Origin of the sequence: Microbacterium sp. BR1, assembly GCF_002812725.1 — a bacterium.
Classification (GTDB): Bacteria; Actinomycetota; Actinomycetes; order Actinomycetales; family Microbacteriaceae; genus Microbacterium.
In genome coordinates, this window is the sequence record NZ_NMUN01000004.1 from 929,193 (window position 1) to 945,460 (window position 16,268).

Annotated in this window: 14 protein-coding genes; 3 read left to right on the plus strand and 11 right to left on the minus strand. The window is 69.2% G+C overall.

What is annotated here, in order from left to right; genetic code table 11:
• Window positions 1-126 precede the first annotated feature (126 nt).
• The 10 genes from murG to CGU35_RS08675 all read right to left on the minus strand — a co-directional run bounded on the left by murG (window position 127) and on the right by CGU35_RS08675 (window position 11,224).
• The gene (gene murG / locus CGU35_RS08630) at window positions 127-1,200 is read right to left on the minus strand and encodes an undecaprenyldiphospho-muramoylpentapeptide beta-N-acetylglucosaminyltransferase (RefSeq protein WP_100811084.1); all 1,074 of its coding nucleotides are present in this window, start codon (window positions 1,198-1,200) and stop codon (window positions 127-129) included.
• Window positions 1,197-2,465 (minus strand): putative lipid II flippase FtsW, encoded by a 1,269-nt coding sequence (gene ftsW, locus CGU35_RS08635; protein WP_100811085.1) that lies wholly within the window; start codon window positions 2,463-2,465, stop codon window positions 1,197-1,199. Before ftsW ends, murG begins: the two co-directional genes overlap by 4 nt.
• Window positions 2,416-4,038 (minus strand): UDP-N-acetylmuramoyl-L-alanine--D-glutamate ligase, encoded by a 1,623-nt coding sequence (gene murD / locus CGU35_RS08640; RefSeq protein ID WP_100811086.1) that lies wholly within the window; start codon window positions 4,036-4,038, stop codon window positions 2,416-2,418. The genes ftsW and murD overlap by 50 nt, the downstream gene beginning before the upstream one ends.
• Complete coding sequence (gene mraY, locus CGU35_RS08645; RefSeq protein ID WP_100811087.1) at window positions 4,035-5,144, minus strand: phospho-N-acetylmuramoyl-pentapeptide-transferase; 1,110 nt, start codon at window positions 5,142-5,144, stop codon at window positions 4,035-4,037. The genes murD and mraY overlap by 4 nt, the downstream gene beginning before the upstream one ends.
• Window positions 5,141-6,553, minus strand: a complete 1,413-nt coding sequence (locus CGU35_RS08650) for a UDP-N-acetylmuramoyl-tripeptide--D-alanyl-D-alanine ligase (RefSeq protein WP_100811088.1) — start codon at window positions 6,551-6,553, stop codon at window positions 5,141-5,143. The genes mraY and CGU35_RS08650 overlap by 4 nt, the downstream gene beginning before the upstream one ends.
• An 81-nt stretch (window positions 6,554-6,634) precedes the next feature.
• On the minus strand, window positions 6,635-8,419 hold the full coding sequence (locus CGU35_RS08655; RefSeq protein ID WP_100811089.1) for a peptidoglycan D,D-transpeptidase FtsI family protein: 1,785 nt from the start codon (window positions 8,417-8,419) through the stop codon (window positions 6,635-6,637).
• Window positions 8,420-8,488: 69 nt separating this feature from the next.
• The gene (locus CGU35_RS08660) at window positions 8,489-9,070 is read right to left on the minus strand and encodes a hypothetical protein (RefSeq protein ID WP_146048006.1); all 582 of its coding nucleotides are present in this window, start codon (window positions 9,068-9,070) and stop codon (window positions 8,489-8,491) included.
• Window positions 9,067-10,017, minus strand: coding sequence for a 16S rRNA (cytosine(1402)-N(4))-methyltransferase RsmH (rsmH, locus tag CGU35_RS08665; RefSeq protein WP_181003346.1), 951 nt, complete (start codon window positions 10,015-10,017; stop codon window positions 9,067-9,069). The genes CGU35_RS08660 and rsmH overlap by 4 nt, the downstream gene beginning before the upstream one ends.
• Window positions 10,018-10,119: 102 nt before the next feature.
• The gene (mraZ, locus tag CGU35_RS08670) at window positions 10,120-10,551 is read right to left on the minus strand and encodes a division/cell wall cluster transcriptional repressor MraZ (protein WP_100811092.1); all 432 of its coding nucleotides are present in this window, start codon (window positions 10,549-10,551) and stop codon (window positions 10,120-10,122) included.
• Window positions 10,552-10,852: 301 nt separating this feature from the next.
• Entirely contained in the window at window positions 10,853-11,224 is a 372-nt protein-coding gene (locus tag CGU35_RS08675) for a DUF3040 domain-containing protein (protein WP_100811093.1), read from the minus strand.
• A gap of 67 nt (window positions 11,225-11,291) precedes the next feature.
• On the opposite strand from CGU35_RS08675, the gene CGU35_RS08680 reads away from it, so the two are divergent.
• Complete coding sequence (locus CGU35_RS08680) at window positions 11,292-12,365, plus strand: polyprenyl synthetase family protein (protein WP_100811094.1); 1,074 nt, start codon at window positions 11,292-11,294, stop codon at window positions 12,363-12,365.
• A gap of 162 nt (window positions 12,366-12,527) precedes the next feature.
• On the opposite strand, the gene CGU35_RS08685 is transcribed toward CGU35_RS08680, so the two are convergent.
• Window positions 12,528-12,878 carry an Rv2175c family DNA-binding protein gene (locus CGU35_RS08685; RefSeq protein WP_232711198.1) on the minus strand — a complete coding sequence of 117 codons (351 nt, stop codon included), beginning with the start codon at window positions 12,876-12,878 and terminating at the stop codon, window positions 12,528-12,530.
• Between the two features lie 154 nt (window positions 12,879-13,032).
• Between CGU35_RS08685 and CGU35_RS08690 the strand changes: the two genes are divergently transcribed.
• Both CGU35_RS08690 and pknB read left to right on the plus strand, forming a co-directional pair.
• Window positions 13,033-14,232 carry a LysM peptidoglycan-binding domain-containing protein gene (locus CGU35_RS08690; RefSeq protein WP_232711199.1) on the plus strand — a complete coding sequence of 400 codons (1,200 nt, stop codon included), beginning with the start codon at window positions 13,033-13,035 and terminating at the stop codon, window positions 14,230-14,232.
• Between the two features lie 70 nt (window positions 14,233-14,302).
• Complete coding sequence (gene pknB / locus CGU35_RS08695; RefSeq protein ID WP_100811095.1) at window positions 14,303-16,240, plus strand: Stk1 family PASTA domain-containing Ser/Thr kinase; 1,938 nt, start codon at window positions 14,303-14,305, stop codon at window positions 16,238-16,240.
• The last annotated feature ends 28 nt before the right edge of the window (window positions 16,241-16,268 follow it).

Consider the following 16,268-nt stretch of genomic DNA (forward strand, 5'->3'; position numbering starts at 1 on the left):
GAGGAACGCTGTATCGCGGCGCCGATCGAGCGGTGCGTGACAGCTCGAAGCCCGAGCAGCTCGAGCCCGAGCAGATCGAGGCCCCAGCAGGTCGAGGCCCCAGCAGCTCGAGGCCGAGCGGGCGCCTCAGCGCGCGAGGGCCTCGTCGATCAGCGCGATGAGGTCTTCCGTGCCACGGCGCGAGCCGACGGATGCCGCGGCCGCTCGCATGGCGTCGAGTCGAGCCGGATCGGCCAGGAGCGGCAGGACCTCCGCCCGCACCCGCTCGGCCGTGAACGCGGCGTCGTCGATCAGCACCGCCGCTCCCGCCGCAACCGCGGACGCCGCGTTCAGGCGCTGCTCGCCGTTACCCACCGCGTAGGGCACATACACGGCGGGGATGCCGAGCGCGCTGATCTCGCTGACCGTCGCCGCTCCCGCCCGCGAGACGATGACATCGGCCATCGCGAAGGCGAGGTCCATCCGGTCCTCGTACTTCTTCACGACGTATCCGGGCGCGCCCGGGTCCCGCCAGTCCGACCGCTCCCCCGTGACGTGCACGAGCTGATATCCCGCCGCGAGCACGTCCGCATAGGAACCCGCGAAAGCCTCGTTCAGGCGCAGCGCCCCGAGCGAGCCGCCGAACACCAGAAGCGTGGGCCGAGCGGACTCGAGCCCGAAGTGCGCGGCGGCCTCGTCGCGCAAACCCGCACGATCGAGGTCGACGATCTCGCGGCGCAGCGGCATCCCGACCACGCGCGAGCGCCGCAGGGGCGTACCGGCGAACGCAACGCCGACACCGGCCGCACGGCGCGCCCCCAGCACGTTCGCCAGACCGGGACGGGCATTCGCCTCGTGCACGACGAACGGGATGCCGGAGCGTCGTGCCGCGACATAGGCGGGCGCGGAGGCGTACCCCCCGAATCCGACGACGACGGAGACGTCCCGATCGCTGATCACGCGGCGCACGTGCCCGACCGCGCGCCGGAACCGCGCCGGAAAGCCGATCGCCGCGCGATCGGGGCGGCGCGGGAACGGCAGGCGCTCGATCGTCAGCAGCTCGTACCCCCGCTCGGGGACGAGACGCGCCTCGAGCCCTTCTTTGGTGCCGAGGACGAGGATCTTCGCCTCGGGTTCGCGCGCACGCAGGCCGTCGGCAACCGCCAACAGCGGATTGACATGGCCGGCGGTTCCCCCGCCTGCCAGAAGGTAGGTCGTCACGCCGAGACTTTACCCCGACGGGCCGCGCTCGTTCCGCCGCGCAGACCCGTTCGGGTCTCGGGTGCGGAAGTCGGCAGTGTGCGCGCGAACGACAGCAGCACGCCGCACGCCAGCAGGACCGACAGCAGGGCGGTGCCACCCTGCGACATGAACGGCAGGGGCACACCCAGGACGGGGAAGATGCGCAGCACGACGCCGATGTTGATGAGGGCCTGGCCCACGATCCACACGGTGATTCCGCCCGAGGCGATGCGGATGAACGGGTCATGCGTCTTGCGGATGACGTGGAAGGCACCCACCGCGAACAGCGTGAACAGGCCGAGGATGACGATGCATCCGATCAGCCCCACCTCTTCTCCCACGATCGCGAAGATGTAGTCGTTGGCGCGGGCCGGCAGCCACCCGTACTTCTCTTTCGAGTTGCCGAGGCCCAGCCCGAAGATGCCGCCGCCCGCCAGCCCGAAGACGCCGTGCATCGCCTGATAGCAGTCGTTGAAGTAGTCGCAGTCCTCGTTCATGAAGCTCATGATGCGGCGCATGCGGTTCGGGCTCGCGACCGCCATGTAGGCCACATAGGCGGCGGCAGCGATGAGAGGCAACAGGAAGATCCGCAGCCGCACACCCGAGAAGAACAGGCCACCCAGCAGGATCAACACCAGGATCATGGCCGTGCCGAGGTCGTGCCCCGCCATGACGGTCGCGATGACCGCCGCCGACACCGGGACGAGCGGGATGAACACGTGGCGCCAGAGGCCGAGCAGGGTCTGCTTGCGGTACAGCACGTAAGCGACCCACAGGGCGAGCGAGAGCTTCAGGAACTCGGACGGCTGGACGGTCTGCCCCGCGATCGAGATCCAGTTGCGGTTTCCGAGGATCTCGATACCGAGTCCGGGAACGAACACGAGCAGCTGAAAGAGTGTCGCGATACCGAGCAGGGGCCAGGCGATCCGCTTCCAGAACGACACGGGAAAGCGGGAAGCCACGAACATGAGCGGGATACCGATGACCGCGAACACGCCCTGCTTCAAGAGGCTTTCGAACGGGCTCGCGCCCTCGGCGGTCGCGGAGGCGGTCGTCGCCGACAGCACCATCACGAGACCGAAGCCGGTCAGCAGGATCGCGGTCGAGGCGATCAGCAAGAACTCGCTGGGCACCGGTGCGAACACCCGGCCGAGCGAGACACGGGCCGCCAGCCCGCGGGGCGCGGGCGCATCGTCAGGCTGCTGGTCCGCCCGCGGGGGGCGCGTCGGCGTCCGAGTCGCCATCCGTCTCCCCTGCCTCGTTGTCGTCCCCGTCGGGATGCGTGTCTTCCCGTTCGGGATCCGTGTCGCGATGCTCGGGATCGAGCCCTCCGACGTGTTCGCGAACCGCTTCCGCGAAGCGCGTGCCCCGCTCGGCGTATCCGCTGAACTGGTCGAAGGATGCCGAAGCCGGAGCGAGAAGCACGACGTCTCCCGACGCCGCGATGCCCGCCGCCCGCTGGACGACACGCCTCATGACCTCTTCAGTCTCACCGTGCTCCACCTCGAACACGGGCACGTCGGGGGCGTGTCGCGCGAATGCCGCGAGCACGTCGTCGCGCGAGCGGCCGATCACGATCGCCGCCTTGACCGCGCTGCCGCGCCCCGCGACGAGAGGAGCGATGTCGACGCCCTTCAGCAGACCGCCGACGACCCAGATGGCCCCGGGGTAGGCCGAGAGCGACGACGCCGCGGCGTGCGGGTTCGTCGCCTTGGAATCGTCCACCCAGGTCACACCGGCGTGGTGAGCGATGACCTCGATCCGGTGCGGGTCGAGCCGGAAGGTGTCCAGTGCGTCACGGATGGCGACCGGCTCGACTCCGGCGGCGCGCGCGAGGGCCGCCGCGGCCAGGATGTTGGCGACGATGTGCGGCGCGATCAGCCCGACCGTCGCGAGACGTTCGAGGGTCGTGATCTCGAGAGCGCTCGATCGGCGCTCCTCGAGGAAGGCCCGGTCAACGAGGATGCCGTCGACGATGCCCACGTCGCTCGGTCCCGGCACGCCCAGATCGAACCCGATCGCCCGGGCACCCTCGACGACCTCGGCGTCCTCGACCATCTCTCGAGTCGCGACATCCGCCTTGTTGTAGACGCAGGCGACGCGGGTGTTGCGGTAGACGACGGCCTTCGCCCCGCGATACGCGTCGAAGGATCCGTGCCACTCGAGGTGGTCGTCGGCGAGGTTCAGGCACACCGAGGCGAGCGGGAAGGGCTGCCCCTCCGGCTCGGCCAGGGACAGGTACCAGAGCTGGTGACTCGACAGTTCGACGACGAGGGCGTCGAATCCGGCGGGATCGCGGATGGCGTCGAGCACCGGCACACCGATGTTGCCGCAGGGCGCGGCGCGCAGCCCTCCCGCCACGAGCATCGTGGCCGCCAATCGGGTCGTCGTGGTCTTGCCGTTCGTCCCGGTGACCAGGATCCAGTCGGCGGGCGAGCCATCCGGGCGCGAAACCTTGTCGCGCACCCGCCACGCGAGTTCGATGTCGCCCCACAGGGGAACGGATGTCTCGAGGGCCCACCGCACGACGGGGTGTCCGGGCGCGAACCCGGGCGAGGCCACGATCACGTCGGGCGCGAACTCCCGCACGCGGTCGGGGACCTCGTCGAGCGGACCGACGTGCAGATCGGCCCCGATCACCGGAAGCAGGCTGGCGTACTCCTCGGCCGCGGACTCGGTCGCGACGAGGACTTCCGCGCCGAGCTCGGTGAGGGTGTCGGCGACCGAGAACCCGGTCTGCGCGAGGCCCAGGACGACGACCCGAAGGCCCTTCCAGTCGGCGTTCCAGCTGGTGAGCTCGGCGAGCGGGGCGCTCATGCCCGGGTCAGCCACTCGACGTAGAACAGGCCGATGCCCGACACCGCGAGCATCCCCGCGATGATCCACATGCGCACGACGATCGTGACCTCGGACCATCCGCGCATCTCGAGGTGATGGTGCAGCGGGCTCATCAGGAACAGGCGCTTGCCGCGCGTTGCCTTGAAATAGGCGCGCTGCAGGATGACCGAGCCCGACGCGATGACGTAGACGCCGGCGACCAGGACGACCAGCAGCTCGGTGCGCGTCAGGATGGCCATCGCCGCGATGACGCCACCGATCGACATGGACCCGACGTCGCCCATGAAGAGCTTCGCGGTCGGCGCATTCCACCACAGGAACCCGACGAGCGCGCCCACGAAGGATGCCGAGACGATGGCCAGATCGAACGAGTTGGGAGTGTCGTAGCAGGCCGCCAGGACGGCGGGGGTCGGCCCCTCGCCGGTGCAGACCTGCTGGAACTGCCAGAAGGCGATGAGGCTGTACGCGCCCACGACGAAGATCCCCGCACCGGCGGCGAGACCGTCCAGCCCGTCCGACACGTTGACGCTGTTCGACGTCGCGACCCCGATCAGCGAGAGCCACGTGAGGTACAGGATCCAGCCGATCACCGGACCCAGCGCCATGAACGACAGCACCGGGATGTCCCGGAACAGCGAGACATAGGCCGACGCCGGGGTCTGGTCCCACGCGTTCGGGAAGTTGAGGGCGACGATGCCGAAGGGCACCGCGACCAGGACCTGGCCGACGATCTTGCGCCACCCCGAGAGCCCGAGGCTCCGCTGGCTGCGGACCTTCATGTAGTCGTCGATGAAGCCGACCGCGCCGAACCCGATCATCATCCAGATGACGAGCAGCCCCGAGATCGTCGGGGGGTTGCCGCCCGTGAACCCGCCGATCAGATACCCGAAGATGGTGCCGACGATGAAGATCAGGCCACCCATCGTGGGGGTGCCACGCTTCTGCGCGTGGCTCGGGTTCTCGATCGCCTCGGGCGTGCGGATGACCTGGCCCCAGCCCCACTTGCGGAACAGCCGGATGAAGACGGGCGTGAGAAAGAGCGTGAACGCCAGAGAGATCGCTGCCGCCGTCAGAAGGGATCTCACGAGAACGATTCTCCCAGACGATCGCCCAGGTGCCGGAGCCCCGCCGCGTTGGACGACTTCACCAGCACCCGATCTCCGTCGCGCAGCTCCCCGAGCAGATAGTCGTGGGCGGCATCCGCGTCCGCGAAGAACACGGCCTCGCCGTCCCATGAGCCCTGCGCGATGGCTTCGAGGAACATGCGCCGCGCCTCGGTCCCCACGATGACGATGCGCTGGATGCCGAGTCGCACCGCCAGGAGTCCGACGCGGTCGTGCTCGTCGTCGGCGTATTCACCGAGCTCGCTCATCGCCCCGAGCACGGCGACCGTGCGCTGGCCCGGACCGGTGATCTGAGCGAGGGTGCGCAGTGCCGCCGACATCGAGTCGGGGCTCGCGTTGTAGGCGTCGTTGATGATGCGCACACGGTCATTTCCGAGCGGCTGCATCCGCCAGCGCTCCGCGAGTTCGACCGTCTCGAGTCGTTCGACGCACGTGCGCAGCGGCACGCCGATGCGCGTCGCGACGGCGATGGCGGCGAGGGCGTTGGCCACGAAGTGCTCGCCGAGGACACGCAGTCGCAGCGGTACCGTGACTCCCCCGGCACTCACGTCACACGTCGTGCCCTCGGCGGAGACCCGGATGTCGTCGGCCCATACGTCGGCGTTCGCCCCGCGTCCGAACCACACGACGTCGACCTCGCGGTCGCGGGCGATCGTCGCCATCCCGGCAACGCGCGGATCGTCGGCGTTCAGCACGGCCGTGCCCCCCGCTCGCACCGCCTGGACCAGCTCGGACTTGGCGGCGACGGTCGCCTCGATGCCGCCGAACCCTCCGGCGTGCGCCATGCCGACCATCAGCACGACGCCGATGTCGGGCGTGACGAGCCCCGCGAGGCGGGCGATCTCGCCCGGCGCGCTCGCACCGAACTCACACACGAGATACCGCGTGCTGTCGGTCACGCGCAGCATCGTCAGGGGCGCGCCGACCTCGTTGTTGAAGGATGCGTGGGGCCACACGGTCTCGCCCTCGTCCCGCAGGATGCGGGCGACCATGTTCTTCGTCGTGGTCTTGCCGTTCGAGCCCGTGATGCCGACGACCGTGAGTTCTCCGCGATTGCGGACGGTGGCGACCACATGGCGGGCCAGGTCGGCCAGCGCGCTGACGACGCTCGGCACGACGACCTGGGTGATCGGGGTGTCGACGAGGCGTTCGACGAGGGCGAGGACGGCACCGCGCTCGTGCGCGGTGCCGACGAACAGGTGCCCGTCCGTCTCGGCGCCCGGCTTGGCGGCGAAGATGCCCCCGGGCTCGATCAGGCGGGAGTCGGTCTCGACCGTGCCCTCGATCACCGAATCGGGAGTGTCGGATCCGGCCGTACGCAGATCGCCCCCGGTGACTCGGGCGATCTCGGCATACGTCAGCGCGATCATGGACACTCTCCCTGGACGGTGGGCTGTGGGCGGCGCCCGCGGGACGTCAGTACTCGGTGGTCAGGGTTTCGCGGGCAGGATTTACTGGTATTTGGGCAGGATCTCGGGCCCCGGTGTGGTGGACGGCAGCACCCGATAGGTCTTCAAGACCTGGGTCATCGCCTTCTGGAATCCGGCGGCATTGGCCGAAGACATCCTATTCTTCTTCGGCTCGTCGAGCGTGAAGATCACCACGTACTTCGGGTCGTCGGCGGGCGCGAACCCGGCGAGCGTCGTGTAGAAGATGCCCTTCTTGTACCCGTTGCCGTCGTCGTTCGCCTTCTCGGCCGTTCCCGACTTGGTCGCCATCCGGTACCCCGAGACGGCCAGAACCTTGTGGTTCGTCACCTGCTGGAAGACGTTCTCGAGCATCAGCGTGACGTCCGCGGCGGTCTGCGGCTTGATGATCTGCTCGGGGGCCGGAAGGTCCGGCTCGATGACCTCGCCGGACGCCGTCGTGCACGACTCGACCAGGCTCAGCGGCATCCGCACTCCGCCATTCGCGATCGTCTGGTAGACGCTCGCGACCTGGGGAACGGTCACCGTGAACGACTGGCCGAAGGTCGACGTGTAATGGGATGCCTGGTCCCAGGGCGCGTCGTGCAGGATGCCCTCGCGCTCACCGGGAAAGCCGACCTCGGTCTTCTGTCCCACCCCGAATCGTGCGAGGTAGTCGTGGCGCACCTCGTCTGACACCAGCGTGCCGAACTTCGACAGCGCGACGTTCGAGGAGTCCACGAGCGCGCCGGTCATCGTGTAGTTGTACGACGGGTGCGAGAAGACGTCGTTGACGGTGATGTCGCCGGGCAGCGTCTCGCGCCCCGCGGCGGGAAGCGTGGGGGTGAGCGGGGTGACCCCCGCCGAGTCGATGATCGTCGCGGCGGTCACGGGCTTGAAGGTCGAGCCCGGCTCGAACTCGTAGGTGAAGATGCGGCTGCTGCGGTCGGCCTCGGCCGCGGCGTTGACGTCATTGGGGTCGACCGTCGGATACTCGGCGGCGGCGCGGATCTTTCCCGTCGCGACCTCGACGACGAACGCCGTGCCGTAGTTGGCCTGCTGGTTCTGCACCTCTTCCGCGACCATCTGCTGCAGGTACCACTGCAGGTCGCGGTTGATCGTCAGTTGCAGGGTGCCGCCATCGACCGCGGGCGTCTGCTGAAGCGTGCCCGGGATGATGACTCCGTCCTTGCCGCGTTCGTAGGACTCGGAGCCCGGCGTCGCTTGCAGGCAGTCGTTCTGCGCCAGCTCGAGACCCGCGAGAGCCTCGCCATCGGATCCGACGAATCCGACGAGGTTGCCACCGACGGCGCCATCCGGATAGCTTCGGGCCGGGTGCGGCGTCGTGTACAGGAACGGGAGCTCGAGCGCGACGAGGGCCTGGTACTGGTCCGTGCTGAGCTTGGTGGCGATCTGCGCCCACTGGGACTCGGAGTTGGCCGCCAGCACGTCCGCGACGATCTGCTGCACCTGCTCCGGCGTCTGACCGGTGACTCCCGCGATCTGTGCGGCCTGCTCGGGCCAGACCTCTTGCACGGTCCGGCCGTCGCTGAACTTCTGATTGAGGATGTTCTGCGGGTCGACCTGAGCGTCGTACAGCATCGTGTTGCCGGCGAGTACGGCGCCCGTCTCATCCACGATGGTGCCGCGTGCACCCTCCAGCTTGTTGGTCGCGAGCATCCCGACCCCGGCCGAGTCGGCCCGGTGCTCATCGGCGTTGACGACCTGGATGTCGACCAGGCGTACGACGAAGACTCCGAGGATCGACAGCACGACGGCGAGAGCGACCACGGTGCGGCGGCGGGGGGAACGTGTGGTGCGTGTGGTCATGTGTGCGACGCTGCGTTTCGTATGTCGATTCCGAAGACTCTGGGCGGCTCAGTGGTGTGTGGGCAGTGGTCAGCGGGTCTGCGGGGCGGGCAGCCCCTCGGAGAGGGCGGGCGGTCCGGTCACGACGGCATCGGTCGGCGCCACCGGCACCTCGGGCAGACCCTCGATCGTCGCGTCGGGTGCCGTGACGAGCGGGGCCGTGGCGACGAGCGCGTTCGGAACGCTTCCGCGGCCGATCGCGTCGACGGTGGACTGCCAGGGCGCGGCGGCGCCGCTGCCGAGGATCGCGCCATCCGACAGACGCAGGTATGACGGCGCCTCGTTGATGACCATGCCCAGCGCCGAGGCGTTCGCGGCGAGGTACTGGGGCGAGCTCAGACCGACAAGCTGCTGCGTCAACGACTGGCTCTCGTACTGCAACGCTCGCACCTGCTGGGTGAGTGCCTGTTCTTCGTACACGCCCTGGGTCATGGCGATCGAGATTCCCATCTGAGCCGCTGCAATGGCGAGAGCACCGCTGAGCGCGATGATCGCATACGCCAACCGCGGACGGCGGCGGCGCGCGGGGGCGCCGTCGACGGCGCGGAGTCGACTTCGAGCCGGTCGTGTCGGACTGCCGGGGACGAGGGGGGCGACTGTTGCGAGGCTCATGCGGCCCTCGCTCTCTCTGCGGCGCGGAGGCGGACGGGCGTGGCGCGCGGGTTGCGTTCGCGCTCGTCCTCGGAAGCGAGCTCGGCGCCCTTGACGAGCAGGCGGAACTGCGGAGCGTGCTCGGGGAGTTCGACGGGGAGCCCCGCGGGCGCGGTCGAGGCCGAGGCATCCGCGAACGCACGCTTCACGATCCGGTCCTCGAGCGACTGGTAGGCCAGCACGACGATGCGACCCTTGACGGCGAGCAGGTCGAGCGCGGCGGGGATCGCCCGCTCGACCGCGACGAGTTCGGTGTTGACCTCGATACGCAACGCCTGGAAGACCCGCTTCGCCGGGTGCCCGGCGCGCTGAGCGGCCGCGGGCGTCGCGGCCACGAGCACCTCGACGAGCTCACCCGACCGCAGGATGGGGGCCTTGTTGCGGGCCGCGACGATGAAGCGGGCGTAACGGGCGGCGAGCTTCTCTTCGCCATACCGTTCGAAGATCGCGCGGAGGGCGCCCTCGGGGTATGTCGCGATGACGTCCGCGGCCGTCGGCCCGCCGGTCTGATCCATCCGCATGTCCAGGGGCGCGTCGCGCGAGTAGGCGAAGCCGCGATCGGACTCGTCGAGCTGCAGCGACGAAACGCCCAGATCGAAGAGGATCGCGTCGACACGGTCGTAGCCCGCGGAGGCCGCAGCCTGCGCGATGCCGTCGTAGACGGTGTGCACCAAAGTGACCCGGTCGCCGAAGCGCGCGAGCCGCTCCCCCGCCAGGCGGAGGGCATCGGTGTCACGATCGAGGCCGATCAGGTGGATGTCGGGGAACCGCTCGAGGAACGCCTCGGAGTGTCCGCCCATCCCGAGCGTCGCGTCGACGAGCACCGCGCCCGGTTTCTGCAGCGCAGGGGCGAGCAGCTCGATGCAGCGCTCGAGCAGGACAGGGGTATGGCGGTCGCGGGTTTCCATGATGAGAGGGGCGGGACCCCGGGTCCTGATCCCCATCCGCTCCGACCTGGCACCGGGGAAGTGTGTCAGGGCGTGGCGGCTGGGAGTCAGGACCAGGGGGCTTTAGAAGAGGCCCGGGATCACCTCCTGCTCGAGGTCGGAGTACGACTCCTCGTTTGCGGCGGCGTAGGCGTTCCAGGCATCCGCGTTCCAGATCTCGGCGTGCGCGCCGACACCCGTCACGATCAGTTCCTTCTCGAGGCCCGCATACGCGCGGAGGTGGGTGGGAACCGTGATGCGGTTCTGCGAGTCCGGCATCTCGGCGCTCGCGCCCGAGAGGAACATGCGCAGGAAGTCGCGCGCCTGACGGTTGCTGAGCGGGGCCTCGCGGATGCGCTCGTGGACGCGCTCGAACTCGGCGGAGCTGAAGACGTAGAGGCAGCGTTCCTGACCGCGGGTGATGACGATGCCGCCGGCAAGGTCTTCGCGGAACTTTGCGGGGAGGATGACGCGTCCTTTGTCGTCGAGCTTGGGGGTGTAGGTGCCGAGAAGCATCGACGTGTACCCCCCTTCGCCCGGCCCGCCTCAGGTTTGGCCCCACTTTACTCCACTTCCCTCCACTTACCTACGCTTTCGCACCACCAATCGGCGCGAGTGTCCGCTTCACGGGCGAACATCCGGAAGGAACGACCTCGCCCGAGCATCACGAAATGCGCTCAGGGGTGCGATCGGGGACGCGTCGTTCCTCCCGGATGCCCGCGGAACGACGCGGAAGTTCGAACACGAAAACGAGCAGAGGGCACGAAAAAAGGGCCGACCCGAAGGTCGGCCCCGAAGAGTGGAGGGAGGTGGAGGGTTAGTGGCCGTCCTGGCGGCGATCCCAGCGGTCATTCATGCGATCCATGAAGCTGACCTGGGCCGTGCGGCGCGGGGCGCTCGTGCTTCCGGGAGCGGGCATCCGCGTGATGTCGGTGCGCGTGGGGGTGAGAGCAAGAACCACTCCCCCGAGCATCGCGGCGAAACCGAGGATTCCGACGACGATCAACTGCGTGGCGACACCTGCGACGAGTGCACCGATTCCGACGAGCACCAGGATCGCTCCCAGCGTGACGTTGCGGTAGTTGATGGTGCGTCCCTCACGGTCCGCGCTCACGACATCGGCATCGTTGCGCAGAAGGTGGCGCTCCATCTCGTCGAGAAGGCGCTGCTCCTGTTCAGAGAGTGGCATCGGTCCCCCGTGGGTTCTAAAGATTGCGTCACAGTCTACTCGCGGCGCCGCTTACTAGGCTAGGCCCGTGCAGGGATCCCCAGACGCCATCCAAGCGGTTTCACAGCGACTGGAGAGATTCGTCTCGGCTCGCGTCGCCGAGGCGGCCGACGCCGGCCCTCTCGCGCGCCCGATCCTCGAGCTCTCCGCCGCCACCTTGCAGGGGGGAAAGCGGCTGCGCGCGGCGTTCTGCTACTGGGGTTGGCGGGCGGTGACGGATGCCTCGGGCACGGACGAGATCGTCACGGCATCCGCGGCGCTCGAGGTGTTCCACGCGGCGGCGCTCGTGCACGACGACATCATCGACAACTCGGACACGCGCCGCGGTCGACCGGCGACGCACCGCGCGTTCGAGGGTGCCCACCGCGCCGGGGGGTGGACGGGCGACGCCGCCGCCTACGGTCGCTCCTCCGCGATCCTCGCCGGCGACCTGCTCGTCGCCTGGAGCGACGACCTGTTCGAGGAGGGCATCGCGGATGTGCCCGCCGACCGCGCGCGGGCGGCCCGACGCCAATACGCCGAGATGCGACGCGACGTGACGGTCGGCCAGTATCTCGACATCGCGGCCGAGACCGTGCCCGCGCCCGAAGACGAGCAACTCGATCGCGCCCTGCTCGTCGCCTCGTTCAAGTCCGCGCGCTACTCGGTGCAGCAGCCGCTGCTCATCGGCGCGGCGATCGGCGGCGCCCGCACGGAGCAGCGGCAGGCACTGCGCGCCTTCGGTCACCCCGTCGGCATGGCCTTCCAGCTGCGCGACGACGTGCTCGGCGTTTTCGGGGACTCGGCCGCGACCGGCAAGCCGAGCGGCGACGACCTGCGCGAGGGCAAGCGCACGGCGCTCATCGCGTTCGCGCGTCAGGGACTCGCGTCATCCGTCCGCCGCACCCTCGACGAGCTCGTCGGCGATCCCGATCTCGATGACGCGCAGGTACGGATGCTTCAGAACACCATCCGTGACAGTGGAGCCCTCGACTGCGTGGAAGAGCTCATCGCGTCCTACGCGCACGAGGCGGACCGAGCCCTGTCGGGCGCGCCCCTCGACAACGCTTCGGTCGGGGCGCTCCGCGATCTCGCGCGCGCGGCCGTCGACCGCGTGGCATAGTCCCGCGTCACGACGAGGCGCGTGAGCCTCGCGATGCCCACCCGATGCCCACCCGATGCCCACCCTCATGGTTGGGGCGACAGAGCCTCGTTGGGGCGTGGCAATCCGCGCCCCAACGCAGCCTCGACGCCCCAGCGACGTGGGTGGGGAGTATGTGAGCGCTCAGCCCAGGGACTGCGCGACGCGCCGGACCTCGCTCTTGCGCCCCGAGCGCAGGACCGCGATCGGCGCATCGCCCATGGTCTCTTCGGTCTCGAAGAGCCACTCCATGATCTCGTCGGTGGAGAAACCGCGATCGAGGAGCACCATGATCGTGCCGCGCAACGACGGCAGGGGCCGCTCATCGACGAAGAAGTCGGCGGGGATCTTGAGCGCGCCGTCCACACGCATCGCGACCAGATGATGGTCATCGAGCAGGCGGCGGACGCGGCCGGGTGTTTCGCCCATCAGCTGGGCGGCAGCGGGAAGGGGCAACCACTCGATGGATGCGGCCCAGGCGGGTGTGTCACTCACCCGATCAGTCTGTCACGACAGCGCGTGCGACTCACGGGCAGTCGCGACAAATCACTCCCGTCACATTCGCAACATCGACCCCACATATCACTTCTGTTGACTTTCATTAACATGCGTGACAGCGTTTCAGGAGTTTGATCGAGGGGAAACATCCGTGCGCAAGTCACTCAAGACGCTCGTTCGTCCGAACCGTGCGCACTTCACCGTGCCCGCCGCCCTGATCGGCACGCTCGCGGCGACACTCGTCGCGCCGCCCGCCGCGGCGGCACCGCTGGCGACCGAGCGCGAGCCGCGCCCGCACTGGCGTGGAGTCCCCGCAACCGTCGTCCCCGCGTCTCCGCCTGCCACCACCCACGTGGTCGCCGCCGGAGAGAGCGTCTGGTCGATCGCGAGCGCGCACGGGCTGCGTCCCGCCGATGTCCTCGCGTGGAACGGCCTCGACTGGACGTCCGTCATCCGCCCGGGTCAGGTGCTGAAGCTGAGCGCCCCCCCCGCGCCGGCGCCCGCCGCCCCAGCCCCCGCCGCGCCCGCGATGATGTCGCACACGGTGGTTGCGGGCGACACGCTGACCGGCATCGCCCAGCGCCACGGCATCGGTCTTCGGGCGCTGTTCGAGGCCAATGGCCTCGGCTGGAGTTCGGTCATCTACCCCGGCCAGACCCTGAACGTTCCGGGCGTCACGACGGCCGCGGCCGTCACGCCCGCCCCGGTGCCCGCGCCCGCCCCCGCCCCGGTGGCCCCGCAGACGACCCATACCGTCGCCCGCGGTGACACGCTCTCGGGCATCGCCAAGAAGTACGGCGTCACCCTCGCCGCCATCTTCGCGGCCAACGGCCTCGGCGCGGGCTCGATCATCTACCCCGGTCAGGCCGTCGCCGTGCCCACCGCCGCGACCGGTGCCGCTGCGGCGCCCGCCGCCGCACCGGCGCCCGCGGCATCCGTCGACGGACTCGATGCCGAGCAGATTCAGAACGCTCGCCTGATCATCCAGATCGGCCGGGAACTCGGAGTCTCGGAACGCGGCATCGCCATCGCCCTGGCAACCGCGATGGTCGAATCCTGGATCCGCAATCTCGACTGGGGCGATCGCGACTCGCTCGGCCTGTATCAGCAGCGAGCGAGCACCGGGTGGGGCTCCCCCGCCGAGATCCGCGACGCGTCCCGTTCGATCCGCGTCTTCTACGGCGGCCCGTCCGATCCGAACGGCAACCGCACGCGGGGACTCCTCGACATCCGCGGCTGGGAGGGCATGGGCTTCGCGCAAGCCGCCCAGGCCGTGCAGCGGTCGGCATTCCCCGACCGCTACGCCGCCTGGGAGGACGCCGCCTATCAGTGGATCGCCGCGCTCGGATAATGCGGTTTCGCCGTGCCCCCAGGGTGAGGCGCTCCCGGGGCACGGGCTCGCGCTTCCGTAGACTTCACTCGTGAGTACGAGTCAGCAAGCCGACCCCTTGATCGGGCGGCTTGTCGACTCTCGCTATCGCGTTCGCGCCCGTATCGCCCGCGGCGGCATGGCCACCGTATACGTGGCCACCGACCTGCGTCTCGAGCGCCGCATCGCCCTGAAGGTCATGCACGGGCACCTGAGCGACGACGCGGTGTTCCAGACCCGCTTCATCCAGGAGGCGCGTGCCGCCGCCCGGCTGGCCGACCCGAACGTCGTCAATGTCTTCGATCAGGGTCAGGACGAGGGCATCGCGTATCTCGTGATGGAGTACCTGCCGGGCATCACTCTGCGCGAGCTGCTGAAGGAGCAGAAGAAGCTCACGATCGCGCAGACGATCACGATCATGGACGCGACGTTGTCGGGCCTCGCGGCAGCGCACCGCGCCGGTATCGTGCACCGCGACGTCAAGCCCGAGAACATCCTCCTGGCCGAGGACGGCCGCATCAAGATCGGCGACTTCGGGCTCGCGCGCGCGACGACCGCGAACACCGCGACGGGCCAGATGCTGATGGGCACGATCGCCTATCTCGCGCCCGAGCTCGTGACCCGCGGCCAGGCCGACGCACGCAGCGACATCTACGCGCTCGGCATCATGCTGTACGAGATGCTCGTCGGCGATCAGCCCTACAAGGGCGAGCAGCCGATGCAGATCGCCTACCGCCACGCGACCGACACGGTGCCGCGACCGAGCGCGAAGAATCCGCAGATCCCCGAGCCCCTCGACGAGCTCGTGCTGTGGGCGACCGAGAAGAATTCGGACGACCGTCCGGACGATGCATCCGTCATGCTCGATCGCCTTCGCGAGATCGAGCGCGACCTGGGCGTCGCCCCCGCCCCGACGCGGGCGACGGTGGCGATCGGCATCCACGACGACAGCAATTCCGGCGAGCTGACCAAGGTCATGCCCTCGGCCGCGGCTCTCACGACGACCATCACTCCGGATGTCGACAACGGCACGCTGCTGCGGCGCCGAGCGGGTCGGCGTCGTGCGCGCGGTGCGTGGTTCGCGGTGCTCGTGATTCTGCTCGCGGGCCTCGCGGGCGGTGCCGGATGGTGGTTCGGATCCGGACCGGGATCGCTGGTTGCGGTACCGGATGTCTCGGGTCGTACGTTCGACGAAGCCGCGGCTCGATTGCAGCAGGACACGCTCGTCGCGGTTCAGGGCGAGGGCGAGTACAGCCTCGAGGTCGACACCGGGCTCGTCCTCTATACGACGCCGGGTGCGGGCGAACGGGTGGACAAGGACGCGACGGTGTCGGTCGTCCTGTCGCTCGGGCCCATGCCGCACGATCTGTCGGCGCTCGCTGGTCAACCCGAGGACGCCGTCCGGACCGTGCTGACGGACGCGAAGATCCTGATCGGCGAGAGCGTGCAGGAGTTCGCGGACCCCGCGTCCGGCACGGTGCTGTCGGCGCTCGCGCAGCCCGTCGTGGGCGACGCGTTCGATGTGTCGGGGGGCGGGACCGTGCTCGAGGGCAGCACCGTCACCCTCACCGTGTCGCTCGGGCCCGTTCCATCCGTCGTCGGAATGAGCACCCAGGCCGCCACCTCCACGCTGAAGGCCGTGAAACTCGAGGTGTCGGGCACACCCGTCGAGGAGTTCTCGGACGACATCGACACGGGCGACGTGATCGGCATCCGCGGCCAGCCCGAGGGCCGCAACTGGCGCCCCGGCGATACGGCCACGTTGGTGGTCTCGAAGGGCCCCCAGCCGTATCCGATCCCCGACGTGCGCGACCTCACACGGGACGCAGCGCGGGAGAAGCTCGAGGCCGCCGGCTTCAAGGTGGACTTCGCGCCGTTCTGGAATGCCGTCCCCAACCCCCTGACACGTGTGACGGGTACCGACCCCGCGGTAGGCGCTGAGCGTCCGCTCGGCACCTCGGTGTACCTCCAGATCACCGCCTCCGGCTGACCCTCCACGGGCGACCTGTCACAAACGG

What these genes read in the sequence shown, in the direction of transcription:
- ftsW (WP_100811085.1), bottom strand. Translation starts at nt 2,465, where the DNA reads ATGGCGACTCGGACGCCGACGCGCCCCCCGCGGGCGGACCAGCAGCCT.
- murD (WP_100811086.1), bottom strand. Translation starts at nt 4,038, where the DNA reads ATGAGCGCCCCGCTCGCCGAGCTCACCAGCTGGAACGCCGACTGGAAG.
- CGU35_RS08650 (WP_100811088.1), bottom strand. Translation starts at nt 6,553, where the DNA reads ATGATCGCGCTGACGTATGCCGAGATCGCCCGAGTCACCGGGGGCGAT.
- CGU35_RS08655 (WP_100811089.1), bottom strand. Translation starts at nt 8,419, where the DNA reads ATGACCACACGCACCACACGTTCCCCCCGCCGCCGCACCGTGGTCGCT.
- CGU35_RS08660 (WP_146048006.1), bottom strand. Translation starts at nt 9,070, where the DNA reads ATGAGCCTCGCAACAGTCGCCCCCCTCGTCCCCGGCAGTCCGACACGA.
- rsmH (WP_181003346.1), bottom strand. Translation starts at nt 10,017, where the DNA reads ATGGAAACCCGCGACCGCCATACCCCTGTCCTGCTCGAGCGCTGCATC.
- mraZ (WP_100811092.1), bottom strand. Translation starts at nt 10,551, where the DNA reads ATGCTTCTCGGCACCTACACCCCCAAGCTCGACGACAAAGGACGCGTC.
- CGU35_RS08675 (WP_100811093.1), bottom strand. Translation starts at nt 11,224, where the DNA reads ATGCCACTCTCTGAACAGGAGCAGCGCCTTCTCGACGAGATGGAGCGC.